We start from the raw sequence: 23,353 nt of genomic DNA on the forward strand, positions 1-23,353 counted from the left end.
GCCTTTGGAGACACAAGCAATCGTTTCCGTGCTTTCTGTCGTATGACGCGCAGCGTCTATACGCTCTGTGGAATCGAGAAAAATACCCCGTAGGCTTCTGTGTCTTCTGTGAGTTCTGTGGGAACTATAAAAACAAAATATCAGATGAGCCAAAATCAAGAGCAAACAATAAAACAATGAACTATAGCAATCTTTTAAAGATAGCCCTCCGCGCAATAGCTGCCAACAAGTTGCGCTCCTTCCTCACTGCCTTAGGCATTATCATCGGCGTGGCTTCGGTCATCACGATGCTTGCAATTGGCCAAGGTTCGAAGAGAAGTATACAGGCTAACATTGCCGAGATGGGCTCTAATATGATTATGATTAGTCCTGGTGCCGATCGACGCGGACCAGGTGGTGTAAGACAGGATGCATCGTCAATGGAGACTCTAAAGCTTACCGATTATCAGTCGATTAAGGATGAGTGCAACTTCATCAAAGGCATTAGTCCTACTGTTAACAGCAGTGGACAGTGGATATACGGCAACAACAATGCACCATCGTCGATATACGGTGTAAACCAAGACTATTTGGACATACGCCAGCTATCTGTTGACGAGGGCGAGATGTTTACCGATGCCGACATCAAGGCAAGTGCCAAGGTATGTATATTGGGACAAACGGTAGTGGACAACCTGTTTCCTGATGGTTCCGACCCAGTAGGCAAGGTAGTGCGATTCAACAGCATCCCGTTCCGTGTTATAGGTGTATTGAAGAAGAAAGGCTACAACTCTATGGGTATGGACCAGGACGACCTTGTGCTTGCACCATATACAACTGTTATGAAGCGCATCTTGGCTCAAACCTATCTCGGAGGCATTACATGCTCGGCAATAACTGAGGGTCTTACCAATAAGGCTATCGACGAGATAACAACAATATTGCGCCATAACCATAAGCTAAAGGAGGCTACCGACACTCAGGATGCCGATGACGATGACTTCAACATACGTTCGCAAGAAGAGCTGGCAAGTATGATGAACTCTACAACAGACATGATGACCATATTGCTGGGCTGTGTGGCTGGCATATCGCTCATTGTTGGTGGTATCGGCATTATGAACATTATGTATGTAAGCGTTACCGAGCGTACACGCGAGATTGGTCTGCGTATGTCGGTAGGTGCACGTGGCGTGGATATCCTCAACCAGTTTCTTATTGAAGCTATCCTGTTAAGTGTAACAGGTGGTTTGATAGGTGTGGCATTGGGTGTTGGAGCCTCGTATGCCGTCAAGCTTATAGCCCACTGGCCTATCTACATACAGCCTTGGAGCATCATTATGAGCTTTGCCGTTTGTACATTCACTGGTGTGTTCTTCGGTTGGTATCCAGCCAAGAAGGCTGCACAACTCGACCCGATTGAGGCTATAAGATACGAATAGCCAAAAAACTTGGAGAATAGTAAAAAAATATCACGTAACGTTATTGTAATTATTACATTTTTCGTAATTTTGCAGCGAGAAAACTAAAAGCATGGGGGGTAATGGTTTATCCCCCAATGATTTTATATAAATCAAGTCAGAGTTAGAAGATACTTTTACAATTATTAGTGAGATATTTTTTAGTAATAATTACATTGATTTCATGCTTCGCACTGGACACGGTTGCTCAGGTTAAAACCACCGACAGCACCTTTGTCCAGAATTCGCGTCCCATCCAATTTATTGTAAACAGGATAAACGTCAGCAATCAAGACAGAGAGTGGATTACCCATGTCCTCATTCCCCAGCTTGAAGCTTTGGGCGACAGAGGCATCGTCCTTGGACGTGCCACAGCATCACCTGAAGGTCCATACGACAACAACTGTCGTCTGGCCAAGGGTCGTCGTGCCTCTGTGGACAGGCTGCTCGGCAGCTACGGCATCAGCCCAGACCGCATACACTATGATGTCGTACCCGAGGATTATGCCCTCCTCCGCACGCTGATGCACATCAGTAAGGATGCGAGACTGCATGAGGTCGACTCACTTATCAACCATTATGGCTCCAACACCTCCCGCCTTAAGGAGGCGATGAAGCGGTATGACGGCGGCAAGCTATGGCGATACGTGCTAAAGGAGTATTTCCCTGTGCTGCGTGCCGTGCGCATAATGGCTATAGACAAGAGGAAGCTATTTGGCTTGGACGACAATAGTATGCTCTCTAAGCCTTTGGCTATAATGCCGACAACTATCCCAAACGATGTTCAACTAAACATCCCCACTTTTCCTTTCAGCAATTACACCACGCTGCCACGCCGCGAACTCTTGAGCGTTAAGACCAATCTGCTGCTCGACTTTGCCTATATGCCTGGCTACGACCGCTTTTGCCCTATACCCAACGTGGCTATTGAGTATTATCCGCTTCACGGACACCTAACCTACGGGGCAAGCTTCGACGGTCCGTGGTGGCAGCATTACGACGAGCACAAGTATTTTCAGCTGCGCAACTATCAGCTCCACACCCGCTATTATCTGCGAAGCGGCGACATACGCGAGCGGGGGTTGGGACAAGGGGCGGCCTTCAAGGGACTCTACTTCAGCCTTTACGCGCACGCGTACCTATATAACATCTGCTTCGGCGAGAGACGCGGATGGGAGGGCGAAGGTTGGGGCGCCGGCGCCGGCATAGGATATGTTGTGCCGTTGGGACGCTCCGAGCATTGGCGACTGGAGCTTGGCTTGCAGGCTGGATATCTCCACACGCTCTACGATCCCTATCAATGGAAGTGCCCCATCGACCCCGACACGGACACGGAACAGTATTACTATAAATGGTACGGCGATGCCAAGGACTTCCGCAAGAGACAGCATCGCTACTCATGGCTGGGTCCTACCCGACTGGAGATAACGCTAAGTTACGACTTGCTCTATAGACGTAACACAAAGAAGAATTAACGATGATTAATAAGATAACAGCTGCATGCCTCGTCATCCTAGGTCTCATGACGACGAGTTGCGAGCGCGAGCCGATGCTTCATCTTCATCAAGGTGGTGCCGACGTCGATATGCCTATTCCCGCCATCGACCTCAACCTAAAGGTGGTATGGAACTATCTGTTCAAGTATGACGTCGAGTACGACTGGCAGGCAGAATGGATATATGGTTGGGACGAAACCGACCAGTCCATGTTTGGCTCAATAGGCTATACCGAACCTAAAGCGTTTGAGGTGCGACGCTATTTCACCGGCAACACCCAGTACGGCACGCACACGTCGCCCTACAAGCACACTGTCAATGGCAACTCTATCTACGCCAAGTACGACTTCGGCTTCTGGGACATCCTTGCATGGAACTATATCGACACCCCCGACGGCGTGCAGAGTGTGCGCATAGACGAGACATCCACGTACGAATATGTAACGGCATACACCGGACAGACCATGAACCCGTCCTCGTACAATGCGCCCAACTTCTCCCACTCGTTCTATCAGCCGGAGGAGTTGTTCTCCAGTTACGAAAGAGGCATCGAAATAAACAAGAGTCTGGACGGATTCACCTTCGACGAGGAGCGCAACTGCTGGGTACGTACGCTCGAAACGCAGCTCCAGCCACTTACGTATATATATTTAGTGCAGGTTATTCTGCACCATAACAACCGCAACGGAAGGAGGGTTACATCCATCGACGGCAACGCCAACCTTAGTGGTATGGCTCGCTCCGTAAACGTAAATACGGGCGTAACGGGCCAGGATGCCATCACCGTAAACTTCTATATGCGAATGAAGCGAGACATCGTCAACAAGAAGGGAGAGACGGTGGACGTGATAGGTGGCAAGGTGCTGACCTTCGGCATGCCAAAGCTCAATCCTTACAAACTCGACACCCGTTCTTACCTTGAGTCGTTGAAGAAGGTGGCAGAGGCAGACCTCAACAACCGACACTATGTGGACGTGAAGATGCAGTTCTATAACGGCAAGGACTCCACAATTGTCTTCGATGTCACCGACCAGGTACGCCGACTCTATCGTGGTGGCGTCATAACCGTGGAGCTCGACATGGACAAAGTTCCCATTCCTAACCAATCAGGTGGTTCAGGCTTTGATGCCGTAGTGGAGGATTTCGAGGAGAAGCAATGGGAATTTGATATGTAACAATATATTCGATATTTAAGTAAAAAAAATAATACAAACTAAGATTTTTATAATTATGAACAAGTATTTTCTTTATGCCGCTTCAGCATTGGCGCTCGCCAGCTGCTCAAGCGACGACTTCTTGGGCGAGAACTCAGGAAACGGACAAAATGCATTATCTGCAATTAATTTCGGTGGTGATGCAGGTAAGATAACTCGTGCCACATCTAACACTGGAAATGCAGCCCAAATGCTTGATGGACAGTTCAGGATTTATGGTGTGAAGAAGATGGGTGACACACAATTAGTGAGTGTATTCAACGAATACTCTGTTTGGTATGTTGAAAATAAAAACACCACAACATCAAATACAGATGGATGGGAGTATGTAGGAGCTAATGGTGCTACAAATCTCGGTACAGGTAATATAACATTAACCAAGGATCAGACCATTAAGTTTTGGGACTACTCTGCTCCTGAATATTATTTTATTGCAGGTTCACCTATTACTTGTTTCAGCCACACTTTGACACCAGGTAATAAGATTAATTCTGCCACAATTAAAGGTCTTGCTGGTCATATTAATGCCAACGAAGCAGGACAAGCCATCACAACAAATCCTGTATATATTGCGGATCCAAAAGTCGTAAAAAAAGCCGATTACCAAAAGCCTGTACAATTCTCGTTTAAGCGCCAGCAGGCTATGGTTCGTGTAGGTCTTTACGAAACAATTCCTGGATACTCGATTACGGAAATTAATTTCTATGAAGCAGGTGGTAGTAAAGCAAAAGATGGCAATAACATCATCCTTACTTCTGGTAAAAAAGACTACTTTGTTGGTGGTAATAATATTAGTGGAACCATTACTTATGATTGGACAAATGAAACTCCTTCTTACACCTACGAATATAGTGAAACTGATCTTATAAAGAGCCAGAACTGGTATGCAGGTAAGTTCGAACCTCATAACGCATTGGCTACTGTATCAACAGCCGCAGTTGCAGCACTCTATGGTAAAGACAATGATATGTCAACTAATGGTTACTTCACTGTAATCCCTACACCTTCTGCTACTACAGCTGCCCCAATCCTCATCAAGTGTGACTATACTCTGACTTCAGATGATCGCTCAGGAGAGACTATCAAGGTTACTGGTGCAACAGCTGCTATCCCTGCAGCATTCAGCAAATGGGAAGCAAACACTCGCTATACATACCTTTTCAAGATTTCACAGAACACTAATGGCTATACAGGCAATGATCCTAGCAAAGCGGGTCTCTACCCTATCACATTCGATGCAGTTGTGAAAGCATCAACAGACGCTATGCAGGGTACTGTGACAACAGTTTCAACTCCATCTATCACTACTTATCAGGATGGTTCGGTAACTGATAATGGTATTGAGTATAAGTCAGGTAAGGCAATTAAGGTTACTGTAACAGATGCTAACGGTAAAGTACAGACTCTGGCTGCAGGCGGTACAGCTGTAGGTAGCGTAGCTGTTTATAAGTTCACTGATGCTATCAACGAAGCAGAAATACAAGTTAAGGGTACAACAGGTGCAACAGCTGTAACAGGTGAAGTTACAGACAACATGTTTACATTCACACCAGAAACAGAAGGCTACTATGCAATCCAGTACTTGACTACAGCAGCAACAACAGAACCTGAAGCACCTGCTGCATACGCCTATAAGGTGGTATATGTAAAAGCTGCGACAAAATAACAGAGTAAAAATATACTGAACTTTCGTAAATAAGCTCTACATGCTTTTAAAGGGCAGAAGGGCTGAAGTTCAAAAAGATGGCAACCGGACGGGGAAATTCTCCCCGTCCGGTTCCTATGTTAAAAACACAACGAAAAAAACATGCAAAACTTCTGCATCTTGTCATTTTTTATCTCGGCTTTATGCCTTTTGTCCTGCTCCTCAGAACAGGATAAACCAGAGACACCTGAGCCTAAGCCAAACGTGGGAATCGCATTCGGCGGTGCCAACGGTACATGGCAGGATGCACCCACAACGCGTGCCACAAACACCGGCCTCGAAACACTCTTCTCCTCGTTCCGCGTCTGGGGATATAAAACCACATCAGACGTTACCTCTTTGTCGTCGTCACAGCTCGTGATGGACGGCTATAAGGTTGTTTTCACCCAGGGCAGCGCGGGCAACACAGCCGACTGGGAATACGTGGGCATCGAGAACCCTACGCTCCCCACTCCACAAACCATTAAATACTGGGACCATTCAGCCACAAGCTATCGCTTCTTTGGCTACAGTCCATTCCGTACCGACGTCACCGTCACCACCCCATCAACCGCTGAACCCAACGTCAGCCTCAGCTTTCCATTTGACTATTCCGATGTTGCCACCGCCACATCGACACCATACACAAGTCGTCTATGGCTTGCCGCCCCATCTTCCGACGCCACATCAGCCGCTTACGGCTCGTGCGTCAAGCTTACCTTCGCCCCAATAATAGCCAAGGTGCGCTTCCGCTTTACCTACCCCAACGGCACAAAGAGCGTCACAATGAGGAACATACAGTTCGGCGACAGCCGCTTTCTTGACGACGCATCCAAGGCAGACACCCCTCTACGTGGCATCATCACAGCCACCTATCCCCTCACAGGCATACCGTCGAGCCAGCTGCCCGTCATCACAATGAAGCCAACGGCAGCCGATGCCACAGGCAACATCATCCTCACCATACCCTACGAGGAAGCTGCAGACGCTGTACACATCCTCAAAGACCCCACCCTCTATCAGAAGTGGTACTACGTTCCGCCCCTTGCCAACATACCCTACGAGCAGGGCGCTTACACCATAACCGCCAACATCAGCGGCAAGAAAGTGTCTGCCACCGTTCCCGCACAGTACATGCAGTGGAAGGCAGGCTGCCAATATACATACATCTTCAAACTGTCTGACGTTGGCGACAACATCACCTTCGCCGACCTGCAAGTGGAGCAATGGCTCCCAGGTGCCGACATCCAGAACGATGGCAACGGCACACACGACTGGTAAGAAACATATATATAATAAAAGCATGAAGCATCTCAGTTCCATAGCAGCTATTATCTACCTCGCAAGTCTCAGTGCTTGCGGTTCTTCCGACATGCCCGTTCAGTATGCCGACAGCTACGGCTACATCACCTTCTCGGCACAGTCGCAGAAGATTCTCACCCGCACCAATCCCTACGAAGCATACAATCCTGAGCGTCATCCTGCCACGATGGGTGTCTTTGGCTATCAGGACAACGACGCCGCCAACCCCATCTTCCGCAACGAGACAGCCACATACAATGCCTCAACGCAGAGCTGGCCTACGGCGACGCCTAAGCGATGGGCCGATTATCCCAACGCTTCCTCGTTCAGCTTCTTTGCATACATGCCTTATTCTGCCGCAGCTACGCTGACAAAGACCCTCGACGGCACCTGCACAATAGCCTTTCCATTCTCTATGGAGAACGCAACGGCGCCCGTAATATTCGACACTAAGGCAGCGCCCATTATCTGCGCTCTACCCATCAACAAGGCAGGAATAGATGTGGAGAATGTAGACCGCTTGGTCGACTTGAAGTTCGACCAGACCCTTACAGGCTACAACCTGTCCTTCCGACTCGATGCTAAGATGAACGCCATACGACATTTCCGCATACATAGCGTCTCGCTCTCGGGCTATCTCGCCACATCGTGTACCATCGCACGCTCTTACACATGGAACAACGGCACCAAAAGCTGGACTGCCTCAGCCATAAAATGGAATGACGTAAATCGTGCGACGTTCGTCGATACGCCCATCCCTTACAAGAGCTACGACGACAGCAAGGTGTACGACGATGCCACACAGAGTGCCATCGTAAACTCCACAGGCTATACACAATGGGGCGCCAACTTCTACACCATACCCGACAACGCCTTCACTCCCGAAATAAAGGTGACATACGACGTGGAGATGATAGCCGAGGACGGCTCTACGGTGGTGACACGAAAGGACGTAACATCCAAGATAACCCTTAACAAAGACAACTTCGGCAACCTGACAACGGGCAAGACAGCTATGCTCAACCCCATACGCATCCTCATACAGCCACGCTATCTGTATGTAATGGCAGACCAGGATGCCTATACTGGACATCTGCTGATAGACTGATTTAGAACATAGAAAACAGTTAAAACTTCAATATAAGTACTTGAAAATGAACTTACATTTATCAAATTGCATATATCGTAAACTATTCTTTCTACTTACCCTCCTGCTTGTCGGCACCCAAATGGTGTTGGCGCAGCAGGACTCCACTGTCGACACCGAACCTAAAGTGTATGGCAACGTGTATGACGGCACACCCTACTATGCCGACAGCTACGAGCCTTATACAGACGGCACTCAAGGCGACGGCTCTAAGAACAAGCCGTTCCTTATAAGCAACGACATGCAGCTGGCAAAGCTTGCACACGATGTAAACAACGGCAAGTCGTTCTCAGGCAAATACTTCAAGCTTACCAAGGACATCGACCTTGGCAAGGCGTTGTGGACTCCTATTGGCTCATGGAATCCAAAGACACCTAATTTCTTTGCCGGTAAGTTTGACGGTGACGGCCATAAGATAAGCAACATGCACATCTGCTGGACCAATGCAGACGGTCAGGAGGCTTCATGGGGTCTCTTCTCACGTCTGGCAGGATCAGCTGCCAACGAAGCTGGCTTCGCCTGCGTCACCAACCTGGTAATCGAGAAAGCCTGCGTGGAGAAGACAAAGGGTTATCGCCCCGTGGGCAGCGGTACCATAAAGCTTGGCGTCGTAGCCGCCGACCTTACCAAGAACGCCGAGATAAGCAACATCATCATACGCAACTCAAAGGTTACGGACAACGAGGAAGCGTATGACGCTAACGGCGTATACCGTATAGGCGGTATCGTGGGCTACATCAACGGCGGTTATCACCGCATCTTCAACATCTCTGCCGACGTAAGCATGAATATGCACAAGAACGCCAAATGCAAGAACGCGGTAACCATATCTGGCGGTATTGGTTGTGCCACCAGCTTCTCGTCAAACTCTTACACCATTCTCCCCACCAACATCTATGTGCATGGTCCGGGCATCATAACAAACGGCAGCAATAGTAAGGGAAGCGTCATTGCCTTCTATGGCAGCTCGTACCAGAAGATTTTTCCAGCATCCAATAAGGCTACATTATATTACTCTCATGCCAATGCTGTATCAGGTTCTACCAACTACAGCGACGGAACGGAGCACGAACCCACCGACACCGACCCCACAACGGGCAAGACATTCGGCAAGACCTTTACCGAAATAGCCAACGCTTACATCAACGACAAGAAGCTCGACCGCAAGACATGGGCTTTCTCCGCCACATCCAACAGCTTCGCTTTCAGCTCCATAGCTCTGAAGATGAAGCGTGGCAAAGAGGACGTGCTCACCGTTGTAGACGAGGAGGGCAATGCCATGACTGACGTTTACGACTGGTATGTCTCGCACGGCAATGCCAATCCGGTTAAGGTTAATACCGACAAGCTCAATCCCTTCACCCTACAACGTCAGACATACGTACAGTCTGTGTATGCCACCGACGGCAACTCCACCACTAATACTGTCATCGTAAACCCCATCACGCTTACGGCAAGTCTTACGACAAGCAAGCGCGAGTTCACTGTCAACGTCTCCAACGACTCGGAGGACGGGCTTACCAACGACGAGCTCGGTCTCGACATAACCTACGAATGGTACAACGGTACGGAGAGACTAAGCTCTATCCCTACTTCGCAGAACATCGTAACGCGCCCTACTGACAGTTCCAAAGGACGAAAGTATTACTGTAAGGTTACGGTCAAGAGCGGCTCATCTGTATTGCTTGAAAAGACGGTGAGCGTATCGGTGGTGGTTTATCTCTGCCCCGCCGGTGTAACCACGTCTGACGGCAAGACATACGCCAAAGGAACAGACAATCTTACGGACGACTCATGGGGCTACACTCCCGACAAGCCTATGCTTACATGGAAGGGAGCCTACAGCAAGCTGTCAGCCAAAGGCTCGTGGGACGAGAACACCATTGTGCTTATGGGCACCAGTTCGCCGGACGTCACCTATGTCGGATTCTGCCTCACCCCCAACTATCAGGGCGAGAACCTTCTTACCTACAACGATTGGGCAGGAGCTAAAAGCAACAATCCACAGCTCTTCCGCAACACCACCATTACAGGCGAATGGGATAAGGACTATAACGGCTGCATAGAGATAAAGGGTTCGTCGAGAGGTCTGCCTATATGGGGAGACACACGCTTCGAGAATCTTACATTCAACAAGAACAGTATAGAATCCTATAACATCATCTTCTGCCAGTACAACAACATCATCATGGATAAGGGCATCAAGATGACAGGCTTTGATGTCAACTCACCCGACTACGGCACCATCGACGGCGCCGTAACCAACGCCCTGCACATCTTCGGCGGCATCAACAACGACGGTCGCTTCTATCCGCTCAACAATCCGGACAGCATCGCAGCCTACAACAAGGCCATGCCTCATGGCAAGGAGGGATTCAGCATCATCGTCAAGTCGGGCTTCTATTCGTGTATCAGTGCCGGCGGTCGTCAGACGGCAAAACCAGAATTAGACGGCGCACCACCCAAGCAGAACGGCATCATGGGTACCCCCCAACAGCCCATAAAGTGTACCATCGACATCGACATCGACCGTACTTGGAACGACCTCCACAACAAAGAACGTGAGGTGAAGATGAACGACGGCACCATAAAGCCGAGCGCCAACGACTATGATGCAGGCGTTATACTTGCCGGCAACCACGAGGGCGCCATGTATGCCGATGTCAACATCATCATCAGAAGCGGCTATGTGGCTCGTGTTGTCAACGGAACATTGGGTGCCCAGACCGAGCTGACGCTGCCATACGGGGACTATACGTACAACGTGCCCTGCAATACGTTTATGGGTAGAGCCAACATCACGCTCGACCCGGCATCGTCTGTCAACAACAAGGACGAATACTTAGACAAGCGTGTCATCGTAACCGAGCTTTATGGTGGCAGTACAGGTCGTGGACATACGGGCGACGTTGTAGTCAACAATCCCTTCTATGGCATCAGCACCGTAACCATCAACGGCGGCACCTTCCGGGTTCTGCCTGAGAAAAACGACAAGAAGGACAACATCCTATGCGGCATCTTCGGAGCCGGAGCGGGCGGTATGAACGGCATCGGATATGGCGACGACACTGCCGACACCCACACGCCAGACGACCGCATACCTTACTGGAACGACTCTAAGGACGTGATGCTCTACGGACCTTACAGCACAGCCAAGGACCGTCTGGTGACATACCACTGCTACAACGCTGACACTCAGGACTTCAAAGAAATCAGTCCGAAGGACACCCGTTCCGTTATTGTAATCAATGGCGGCGAGTTTGGTTACGCTTCAGCTCCCATTGACGGCATCTACGGCGGCGGCAGCGGCTTTATGAGCAAGAGTCTGTGGACCAAGAGTACAGCCACACCGAGCCAGTACGGCGGCAACGTGTATGGCAATGGTGAGACTTCTAACGTCGTAACATCGCTTACCATCAATGGCGGTGAGTTCTATTGCCAAAAGGGAGTGTTCGCAGGAGGACGCGGCACCAACTACTTCTTCTCCACTAACGCGTACGGTGGCTACAGCAGCAACTATAAGGAATTAGGCAAGACCTACGGCAACGTGCAGCTTAACATTAATGGCGGCATCTTCCACTGTCCCGTCTTCGGTGGCGGCTATGGTGTAGCAGATGCCAAGCAGCTTAGCTCTAACAACGTGGAGACCCTCTCGCGTATGGCTCGTGTCTATGGCAAGGCGAGCGTGAACATCCAGGGCGGCGTCTTCTTTGACAACGTATACGGTGGCGGCGACATGGCTGTGGTGGAGAACCGCGGTGATGCCACCAACGTCGTTATCGGCAACAATGCCGACATCCGCGGCTCCGTGTTTGCAGGTGGCAACGGTCGTCGTCGTCGTCCTGACAAACAGACATTCGCTGCGGACGACAATATGACGCAGTATCCCGACTCGGTTGGCTTGGTTATTGGCAATACCAACCTCAGTCTCACCGGCTCGGCAGAGCAGGCACCATACGTATATGGCGACATCTTCGGTGGCGGCAATCTGGCTCAGGTCAGCGCCAACACAAACGTAAGCGTCTTCGCTGGCAACATGGCAGGTCAGATATTCGGCGGCGGCAACGGCTACATCAACGGCAACACCATCACCTCTGCCGACGTTCTCGGCAACACCAACGTTATGTTGGCGCAGGACGAAGGCGGTATGAGCGGCGAGGGCGGAGACAATAAGAATAACGAGTTCTCCATCAATGTGATATGGAACCGCAAGTGGGATGCCACGAATAACCTCTTCTACGTGTGGGATTCGGGCATCAACGATTCCTCAGACGAGCCTGCCATTGAGGGAGCTGTATACAAGAAGGACGAGTTCTTTGCCAACGGCAAGTTCCTCAATCCTCATAACATCTACGGCGGCGGCAACCTTGCCTGCAACGTCGGCACTTATACCAATGCCAGCAACATTCCTGCCGAGAGCACCGGACACGCCACCGTACTGGTGCAGAAGGGTACTACTCCATACGAACTGCTCAAGACAGACGAATGGAAGAAGGCTTATACGGACAATGACAATCCCCACTTCAGCGTATTCGGCGGCGGTTACGGTGCTCTGACGAAGGTGGGCAGCACCGACGTTACCGTCAACGTGGACGGCGACTACAGCAAGTACGACACTAATGTGGACACCAACAGGCAGCTCGTCAATAAGAAGAATCAGGGTACATTGCCTGTGTTCGACAGCTCAATGGGCATCCCTAACTTCACAGTTTGGGGCGTGCTTGGAGGCGGTTATGCAGGCACCGTGGCAGACAGCACCAAGGTTACGGTAGACGGCAACACCTTCGTACACCGTGTGTTTGGCGGTGGCTTCGGCGACCCTACATCCACAGAGGACAACACCACAGGACAGATTGGCGGCAACACGGAGGTATATGTACGCGGCGCACGCACACACGGCGACGTGTTTGGCGGTGGTGCAGGTCTTAAGCCGGCATCAGCCTCATCCGTACACTTCGTCAATGTGGCTCGCGTTGTAGGCACCACCAAGGTTGACATCTCTAACGATGCCATTATTTACGGCAATGTGTATGGCGGTGGCGACAACGCCAACGTGGGCGAATACGTCTCAACCAAGCCTGCCACATATTACTCTACCGACTCGCTTCGCAGCATAACAACGCTCAATCAGACCGACGGCACATTCGTCAGCTATAAGGCTGTGGGTTACCGCTCGTTCGTCAACATCTCCGGCGGCTCCGTATTCGGCAATGTGTATGGCGGTGGCAAGGGTCTGACGAAGGCAGAGGCTGACCATTATGAAAACGTAGGACGCGTCAACGGCAACACCCTTGTACACATCACCGACAGCAAGCCAGGCAACTATACAGACAAGGACAACATCGTGCCCTACGTATGGAGCAACATCTACGGCGGCTGTGCCTACGGCACGGTTGACGGCAACACGCTCGTACACGTCGAGGGCGGTCTGCTCGGCAACAGCGTATACGGTGGCGGATACGGCGACGTGCGCATCGACAACGAGCAGGACGCAACAGACGAGGTGCTCGGACGCAAGGACACAGACGGCAATGGCACCTATGCCAACATCCTTGGCAACACTAAGGTGCAGATGGACGGAGGCTCGTGGATATGGAACCGCAAAGCCGACATCCACGGCAACATAACCACATGGACCTCGGCAGACGCTGACAGCAAACGCGTATGCAGCAATAAGGAAGAGTTTTCGCATCTCGTCTTTACAATGGTTGCAGCCGCATCGCTCGACAGTATAACCGATACTGCCACCAAGGAGGTGATAAGCCGAATAAGGAACGACAAGAACACGAGCCTCTTCTTCGATTTGGACAGACGCTCCTTCATCAACAACCATAACATCTTCGGCGGCGGAAACCGTGCCTGCAAGGCGGGCATCGACGCCGATGCCAACACGGGCAAGGCTGTGGTCATCGTCAATCATTCGCCACTTGAGGACATTAAGGACTCGAAGGGAAAGACCATAAGCTTGTTCGACATAACCTCGCTTCAAGGCATGTGCTGGTACTTATGCGGGGCGGATGCCTCACGTCCACAGTTCTCTGTGTTCGGTGCAGGATATGGCGCCAACACAGAAGTAGGCAAAACGGAGGTGTATGCACAGCCTGGAACCAAGGTAGACGACAGTGGCGTTCTTACCATTGACGGCATCAAGTATCGTTATCTCAATCAGAACAAGGACTTTCAGACATATCTGAATTTAGAGTATTCCATGCTTGAGGACTTCCAGAAAGTGTCGAAGGAAGACAAGAAGCTCTATTACGGCAGCTATGACGGCAGCGACAGCGATCCTAATACGTTCCGCCGCTACCATGCCAGTCGTCTGGCATGGATGACAGGCGCAAGCGGACTGACCTTGCTTCAGATAAACGGCGGCGGTTTTGCCGGCTATGTAAGCGGCGACACCTACGTCGAGACCGACTGTCAGCTCACTGCCCATGACATATATGGAGCCGGATTGGGCGCCCTTCCTTACGGCAACTATACCGACGGCAGCACCTACGACTTCGGTACTGTTAATGGAAAGTCTACAGTTTTCGTCAAGGCTGGCACCTTCGAAGGCAACATCTATGGAGGCGGAGCCGGCATAGAGTCGGTATTTAAGAACGGCGCTTACGTCGACTTCCCCAATATGGCACACGTGGAGAAGACGGAGGTGCATCTTTACGGCAAGATGTTCACATACAATGGCACGAAGAGCCGCATTGACCGTACATTGGTGTTAGGCAGCGTTTATGGCGGTGGCGACGTGGCTAACGTAGGCTCGGCGAAGGCAGATGCTGCCACATTCTCACGCGACACCTATGCCAACCCGTCTAACCGCACCACCCTTCTCAACATCCGTGGCGGCTCAGTAATGGACGGCGTGTTCGCGGGAGGCAAGGGACGTTCCGTCTCGAAGTGTGCCAACTACAAGAGTCTTGGCGGCATCTACGGCAACACCTGCCTCATCATCGACCGCCCAGCAATGCACTATCCCTACTGGGACGACACGAAGAAGCAATATCTCTCGCCCTCGGACGATGCCAACATGGCTCATCCTGAGGACGACAACAACATGGATGTCTATTCCTTTTTTATGGAGCGCATTTATGGAGGCTGTCAGAACGGCACCGTCTATGGCAACACTCTAATGACACTCTACTACGGTTCCATCGGACATGGCATCTATGGAGGCGGCTTAGGCAGCACCGACACCGCCGAAGTGGAGGGCAAGAGCGTTCTAACCACCACATCAGCCGACGTCACCGGCAACACCAACGTGTTCATTCTCGGTGGCGAAGCCCTTATACATTCGTACTGGCGACCACGCACTCGCTCTTGGGAGCCAGCCAGCATCATTGACGGTGTGACCTACTCTCCACAGTACGACCACGAGAAGCTGAAGTTCAAGATAAACCATAACATCTATGCCGGCGGCAACGTGGCATGCAAGGTGGGCGGCAACACGTACCTCACCATGACAAAAGGATTGCTCCATAATTACACCGAAATGGTGTCTGGAAGAGACACGGGCAAAAACTTCTTTGAGAGCAACGAGTGGAGAGAGATTTACGAGAAGGTGGGATCGCCCCACTTCTGCGTCTTCGGCGGCGGCTATGGCGACAGCGCCATCGTCGTAGGCGATACTTACGTGAACGTGGATATGGGGAGTCGCGGAAACAACCACAGCGGCATCGACGTCTTAGAGGGTGAAGAATACAAGCACTTCCTTAGCGGCTATTCGGTTATGGACATCGTGGGTGGCGGCTATTCGGGCAAGGTCATTGGCGACACCCACATCATTGGTTCCGGCGGCGTGTTCTGCCGTCGTATATTCGGCGGTGGCTCGTACAGCTCGGTACGTTCTACAGACGTGGAGATAAAGGCTGTGGACTGCCATGATATCTTCGGTGGCGGCTTAATGGGCGACGTGCTTAAGAGCACCACGGTGCGCATAGGCACCAACACGCCCGACGCCACGTCGACGTTAAACAATTCGGACATCTACATCCATGGCAACATATACGGCGGCAACGACGTGTCGGGATATGTCAATATAGGCCTCAACAAGGACGGCTACTTCAAGGACAACGGCGGCAGCGGCACCAGCATCAGCATCTACGGAGGCCACATCTATGGCGACGTTTACGGTGCCGGCAACGGCAACTACCTGTACGCCAACGACCGCAACGGCAACCATAAGGTAACCGTGAACGAATATTATCCGCTCAATCCGGACGACCCTAAGTCGGAAACCGTACCCCTTGTATATACTGTGCCGATACGAAGCACCATGCCTTCGCTCAGAGCAGCGACCGATGCGGTTAAGATAGTGAACATCAACTCGTGGCGTCCGCTTACCAATAAGGTTAGCATCCACATCAACGGTACATCCGCCAAGGACACCATCTGCATTGACGGCAACGTGTATGGCGGTGGCAATTCGGCTACCGTGCAGAAGGTATTGGCACCCGACGAGGAAGACAGCACAGAGGTTTCGGACGAGATGGTTGGCGACGTGAGCGTCAACATAGGCAGTCATGTACGCATCGGTGGCGTGTTTATGGGTTGCAACGGCGACGATATGTTTGTCACGTCGGAGGACAACGACTTCATGAACATGTTCCAGAAGCTTAACGGCGACGTGGACGACCACTCTAAGGAGCTGAACCTTGCCGACTCCATCGACTGGAACAACGACCCTGCCAACATGGACATAAGCACCGTATATCTGCCTACGGAGACCAGCAAGCGCCCTCTTGTATATCCGCACCTCATCGACCTCTACTTCCAGCCTGTGGAGACCGATATCCAGGGCAGCCTGACATGGAACGGAAGCGTGGACGGCAAGGGACTTGAGGACTGCATTATAGGCACATTCTGCTGCGGCGGAAACCGTGGCAACATGAACGTTATGCCTTTGACAGCAGCCGACAACGACAGAAAGATAGGCAATGTGGTAGACTATACCTTCCCAGAAGGGCTCACCATCACGGAGAAGATAGTGGGCGGATGCAACAATGCCAACTACGACTATAAGGGCAAGGCGTTCCATGAGGGCGGCTATCTGCTCGGCATAGCCCACTCCATCTACCCTTTCATCAACCTCAACATACGCAACCGCTTCCAGCCTAAGGAGAAAAACGGGGCTTACGTGGGCGGCAACGTGTATGGCGGTTGCTTCAAGAGTGGCACCATCAAGGGCGACGTAACCATCAACATGCAGAGCGACATGTTGGAAGGCAAGGATAAGGCGAAGCTTGAGAAGTCAAACAGTCTGCTCACAAAGGACGCGGAGTATTCTGCCCTTAACGTGTATGGCGCCGGCTATGGTATGGAGAGCTACGTATACGGCAACACCGAGATAAGCTTCGGCGATGACGTTAAGTGCTCTGACCCAAAGATGAACGGCGGCAAGTTCCTGCCGTGCGGCGTTTCAGCCAACTTCGTATACGGCGGCGGTCAGCAGGGTAATGTCATCGGCGTGACCAACGTGGACATCCTCAACGGCCATGTCTTCCGTGCCGTTACGGGAGGATCGTATTCGGGCTACGTGTTCGGTTCCACTCAGGTGAAGGTGGGTTATCCTACCTACTATCATGTCAACTCAAACAACAATGTCAGCGGCAGATACGTGCTCAACCGCACAGACCAGAAGAATCTGCATCTGGAGAACAACAACGGCACGGAGACATCGCCCACCATCAAGCAGAACATCTGGCTGCTTACGGACGAACTGGTGTCGCAGGGCACTTACGAGGACATTGTAGCCATCGACAACGGCAAGCGCGACACGATAACCGAGGCTGACAAGGAACGTTACTTCACGAAGGTCACTCCCGAAGAACCGTCTGTGGGATGGGACAACGTGCATATCAACATTGACGAAGCTGTGTATGGCGGTGGATATTCCATCGCCCAGGGATCGTCTGTCCTTGCCAACAACACCACGGTGCTGAAGTTCACGGACGTGTATAACGCTGACAAATCCTTCACTTCCGAAGACGAGCTGGAGGAACTGAAGCACCTGCCTAATGGCACTACTGCTGGCTTCGGCGGCAACACGCTCATCCTCATCGGCGACAATAAGAACCACGAGCACATCACCATCTCACGTCAGGAGATGAAGGCGGTGACATTGCCTGAGGGCACAGACCTCTACGGCTATTACTATAAGCATTACGACAACGACGAGGCAGTGGCTAACGACGTATATACGTATCGCTACATATCGTTGCAGGACAAGTATTTCTATAAAGGTGGCAGTACGCCTCCCGCCGGACTTAACGGCATCCGTGAGAACGTCTTCTACGAGTATGACAGCGAGGGCGGCATCTTCGGCGACGGCCACCTCTCGTATGCGCAGGGATTCCGTAGCGCTGACGTGACGGGATATGGCTTTGCCGAACACACCATCGACAATCCGAAGATTCTGAATACGTTCCAGCGTCTGGACATCATACGCCTGGAGGACAACTGCTTCTCGCTGCTCGGCGCACGCGACTATACCGTCAACGAGATAAACAAGACGCCCTACTCCATCTCTCGTGTGGGCGAGATAAAGATGGTGGCTGACAACATCCGTCTGGACAGCAACGGCAACTTGGAGGCAAAGGCTAAGGCTGACAACGACGAGACGTTCAAGTACAGCCCCAAGGCACGCAACTACATGGGATTCTCCAACAACATCCATTATGTGGGTGCCGTTACGTCCAACGTCAGCTTCGATAAGGAGAAGTGGCACAACCGCAAGGGAGAGCTTGCCTCTGCCACGAACGAGGAGGACAAGGCGTTCGCAGGAATGTCTTATCAGGACGTGAAGCAGAAATACATCGACGAATATCAACAGAATAAGGACAAGCAGGACGCTAACGACCCGTTGGGCCAATTCCAGAAGCGCAACGACGGTACGGCGAAGAACATGATTGGCATCGCCTCGGGCTACGCCATGAAGATTCAGCTCTGCCAGGACACTTACGACGAGGACTATAAGAAGGTGGTGGAGAAAGAACATTACGGTCCGATTGTCGGCGTGGTGGAGATGAATCTGATAAACGTTCGTCAGGATGAGGGTGGCGGCTACGTGTATGCCGACAACAATCACAAGCGTCATGAGGGCGATTCGCACAAGGAGGACTTCCTCGAAACCACGGGCAACTTCGTCTTCCCCTATCATGAGGGACGCTACATCGTGGACGACTGTTTCCCGACGGGATATTATTCTGCTAAGAATGTGGAGGACGTCAAGGTGCACTACTGGTATGTCACGGGTTTCCACTATTATTATAATGTGAACATAACGGGCTATACTTACCAGTCGTCGAAGGACCATCCGCTCGAGTTCGACAGCGACAACAAGGACGGTCTGACGGTGCTCTCGGGTCTGAAGAGCGGACAGAAGGTGCGCATCCAGACATGGAAGATGCGCAGCGGACACCCGGCGGACAAGGATGCCTACTCAAGCGACCTCGAATACAGAAACTATCTTACGGGCAAGGAGACCGACGAGACGGACAGAAAGTATTACTCGGACAAGGTGACGGACGGCTATCGCCTCTATGTGGGCGGTGCTGCCACCAACTCATTCACCGGCGCTCGCACGGAAGATGACAAGGACAAGGAGACGAAAGGTTTTGCCGCACAGCTCTCGATGAGGGAAAAGGGAAAGAACGAGACCACGCTCTTCAACAATACGCTCCCTGCAGGTCTGAAGGAGGATGCCAAGATAGCGTTCAAATTAGTGGACATGGTGGATAACACCAACTACGTGGAGCCTGACTACTTCGACAAGCACCTCTCAAAGAAGAGCTTGGCTACGCTCGTGATAAAGGCTCCTGCCTACGAAGAGTATGTCAGCGACACCAACAACAAGCCCATCTATGCCAACACGGGCAAGCTGTATAAGAAGACAGCAGACGGTTACGAGGAGGTGACATCGGGCAAGCTGGACGCTGACAAAACCTACTATCAGCCACAGACGGAGGAGTTTGTCAAGATTGACAGCCTCTTCCAGTACGACATCAACAGCAAGAAGTACGAGAAGGTGAGCAACATCTCTGACATCACCATAGACAAGAACAATCCTACTGCGTACTACGTTCCGCGCGAATATACCTACACCATCTATCTCACCATCGAGTATGTACAAGGCCCGACGGTAAGCGGACACATCAACGTAGGCAACTGTGTGCTGCCGGGCGAGATGATACGCGTAACCAAGGACGACCTCGTGGTCAATGCCGACCAGTCGTTTGCTGTAAGCGGCTACTACTGGCGCATCGGCAAGCGTGTCAAGGCGGAGGACGGAACTTGGCACTTCGCCGATACCACTCCGTGGACAAAGGAGAACATCAAGGACGCCGTGGCTAAGGGATACGACACCTTCAACCAGGCTGACGAGAAGGGCAGCGGCCTGTTTACGGGATGTCATTACGACAAGACGGACGACTATCTCGACATACCGGCATACTACTATATGAACGGATACGGCATACAGCTCGGCGTTGCCATTACGGGCGTGAACGACATCATGCAGATAAATATGCAGGAGGGCGACCGCCTGACCGTACACAACTATCACCGCATGGATCCTCACAAGGCTGGCATCAACCTCCACCTTGCCGAAGCCATAAAGCGTGCTAAGGACGAAGGCTCCACCTTCGCCGAGCCTCGCATCTACATAGCCGACCAAAGCGACCTTACGGCGTTCGCCGCCTTTGTCGACTCCATTGGCAATGGTGGCACAGCACCACGCTATGGTGCCAATGCCCAGTTTGTGCTGCAAGACAATCTCGACTTGGCAGCCACGCCAAAGAACGGTGCTTACATATCCGAGTTTGCCGGAACCCTGCATGGCAACGGACACATCATCAACGCAGTGGGCTATAACAATGCTCTCTTCGGTAAGGTGACGGGCAACATCTACAACCTCGGTCTTTCCTCTGGACTACTGTCCGGCACGACTGGCGAGGGCAGTAAGCCCAACTATCATTGCTGCTTCGAGTATGCTCCAAGCGGCAGCGGCTCAACACCTGTGGTGTATCGTTGGGACGGCAGCGCCTACAAGGGATATACGCACGACGACTTCCGTCTCGGCAGAGTGGCGTACGACCTCAACGAGTATTATCTGCTTGCTCGCAACAATGCCGACAAGGACGTTCTGAAATACGTGGCCGACTATTATGCCAACGGCGATTATCAGTATGCTTGCCGTACTGATGCCATAACGGGCAAGAACACAGGCATTACCTATCTGCGCATAGGCAAGCTGAGCGACATACCCAACTATGAGCAGGTGGAGACACGTCACGACAAGACGCACCCCGTGGACGCTCCCCGCTTAGTTACTGAGGACGGAGCTACACACTACGTGCCGCTCTTTAACGACAACAAGAAAGGAGCCGAACTGATGAACGACTACCTCTTCTGGGGACAGTCGCTGCAGTCGAAACCGGATGATATGCCTAACGAGATAGCCTCTCACCAGCTATCGTTTATGAGCAACCGCGTGTATCGCACGGCGGCTTATTATGGCAGTACGGCGATGGACGCCTTCCACTACAATGCCTACAGCCAAGGCTCCAGCACCTGGTATACGTACGTGCTTGATCCTAAGACAACGGCTATCGACTTCACTTGCAAGGACGACCTTGTCGCAGCAACGGGCATGACAGAGCGCGGCATCTTCTATCCGCCGGTGAACGACAACGCCACTGCCTTCAGCGACTTCCGTGTAAAGGATGATGCCGGCATTACGCAGAACCTCCTCGTATACACGGCAGCCGACAACACGACAGCCGACAATGAGGCTTACGACGTTGTGGAGAACACGCTCGGTTATGACGCCACCAAGAGAGAGGCACTGATAAAGGGCCATCACGTGGTTAAGACTGCGGACGACAGCTACGCTACGTCGCTCCTCCACCTCGTCGAACGCACCTCCGACAATACGAACAGCGAGGGAGAGCAGTGTCTTAACAACGACCTCTGTGTGCCAATAGCCTTCAACGTAACCGACCGTGCTTGGTATGTGCGCAAGCCGATGGCATACGCAGAGGACTATTACGGAGCGTGGGAAGGCATCTGCCTGCCGTTTACGGCAGACAAAGTGGAGGCTTCGCTTAACGGTGAGATAACCCACTTCTATGGTTCGCCTTCAGCCGAGGAAACGGCAGACCCAAAGCAGAACATCCACACACTGCATCACGAGTACTGGCTGCGCAGCCTTACGTCGGTAGGAAAGGAGAACGGTGTGCCGGCGGCTGTGTTCCAGCGACCGGACAACGATGTCGCAAACGGCGTGAACTATAAGTTCAACAATAGGTTCTTCATCGACAACTACAGTGGCTGGCTCTACAATAAGGACGCTAACCCATACTATGCCGAGGAGCACGAATATCCTGAATATCCGCGCCTTGCAGCCGAGAAGCCTTACATTGTGCGCTTCCCCGGCGAACGCTATTACGAGTTCGACCTCTCAAGCGCGTTCTACAACAAGCTGTTGGGCGAGATGGAGGATGCTCAGACCATAGCCTTCAACGCTTACGGCAAGACCCAGGGCGGCAACACCTCGTACGGCACAGTAAGCGTTCCGGTAACCAAGACCATGCAGACCGCCGTCAAGGACGGCTATGCGCACAACGGAACATTCGCCGCCATGGATGTAAGCCAGGGCAAGGTGTACGGCATCAACAAGGGCGGCACTGCGTTTGACGACGCTTCTGCCTTGTCTACAGTTATGCCGTTCCGCACATATATGTCGGCAACAGCAGCTGGGGCTATGCCAAGTCCAGCCTACAGCCAACTGATAAACATATCGGAACTGAAGGGTGGAGCCATCAGTCCGGACACCATGGACGACGAAGACAACGCTCAGAACGACGGCATCATCGTACGTTCCATCGGCGCACAGCGTGTACGCGTGGAGAGTACGGTAAGCACAAGGCTGTACGTGGTGACGGCGGTGGGACAACTCTATCGCATACTTGACGTACAGCCGGGCGTCGCTACGTACAGCGGCTTCCAGCCCGGACTCTACATCTTCGGCAAAACAAAGCTTATAGTAAAATAAACATCTCATACATATTACATAT

At 51.8% G+C, this 23,353-nt stretch carries 7 protein-coding genes; all 7 read left to right on the top strand.

Going from position 1 to position 23,353, the window contains the following annotated elements; translation table 11 throughout:
- The first annotated feature begins 176 nt into the window (after positions 1–176).
- Positions 177–1,421, top strand: coding sequence for an ABC transporter permease (locus tag C9991_RS00190; RefSeq protein ID WP_106810645.1), 1,245 nt, complete (start codon positions 177–179; stop codon positions 1,419–1,421).
- A gap of 194 nt (positions 1,422–1,615) precedes the next feature.
- Positions 1,616–2,914, top strand: a complete 1,299-nt coding sequence (locus C9991_RS00195) for a DUF3575 domain-containing protein (protein WP_106810646.1) — start codon at positions 1,616–1,618, stop codon at positions 2,912–2,914.
- 2 nt (positions 2,915–2,916) lie between these two features.
- Entirely contained in the window at positions 2,917–4,110 is a 1,194-nt protein-coding gene (locus C9991_RS00200; protein ID WP_106810647.1) for a DUF5119 domain-containing protein, read from the top strand.
- Positions 4,111–4,165: 55 nt separating this feature from the next.
- Positions 4,166–5,815: a hypothetical protein gene (locus tag C9991_RS00205; RefSeq protein ID WP_106810648.1), complete on the top strand. Its 1,650-nt coding sequence runs from the start codon at positions 4,166–4,168 to the stop codon at positions 5,813–5,815.
- Between the two features lie 159 nt (positions 5,816–5,974).
- Entirely contained in the window at positions 5,975–7,114 is a 1,140-nt protein-coding gene (locus C9991_RS00210; RefSeq protein ID WP_157949311.1) for a fimbrillin family protein, read from the top strand.
- A gap of 22 nt (positions 7,115–7,136) precedes the next feature.
- On the top strand, positions 7,137–8,243 hold the full coding sequence (locus tag C9991_RS00215) for a hypothetical protein (RefSeq protein ID WP_106810650.1): 1,107 nt from the start codon (positions 7,137–7,139) through the stop codon (positions 8,241–8,243).
- Between the two features lie 46 nt (positions 8,244–8,289).
- Positions 8,290–23,331, top strand: coding sequence for a hypothetical protein (locus tag C9991_RS00220; protein ID WP_157949312.1), 15,042 nt, complete (start codon positions 8,290–8,292; stop codon positions 23,329–23,331).
- Positions 23,332–23,353: the final 22 nt, after the last annotated feature.

Origin of the sequence: Prevotella merdae, assembly GCF_900290275.1 — a bacterium.
Classification (GTDB): Bacteria; Bacteroidota; Bacteroidia; order Bacteroidales; family Bacteroidaceae; genus Prevotella; species Prevotella merdae.

Coding starts and splice junctions, on each gene's coding strand:
- C9991_RS00205 (WP_106810648.1), top strand. CDS start 4,166: ATGAACAAGTATTTTCTTTATGCCGCTTCAGCATTGGCGCTCGCCAGC.
- C9991_RS00190 (WP_106810645.1), top strand. CDS start 177: ATGAACTATAGCAATCTTTTAAAGATAGCCCTCCGCGCAATAGCTGCC.
- C9991_RS00220 (WP_157949312.1), top strand. CDS start 8,290: ATGAACTTACATTTATCAAATTGCATATATCGTAAACTATTCTTTCTA.
- C9991_RS00215 (WP_106810650.1), top strand. CDS start 7,137: ATGAAGCATCTCAGTTCCATAGCAGCTATTATCTACCTCGCAAGTCTC.
- C9991_RS00200 (WP_106810647.1), top strand. CDS start 2,917: ATGATTAATAAGATAACAGCTGCATGCCTCGTCATCCTAGGTCTCATG.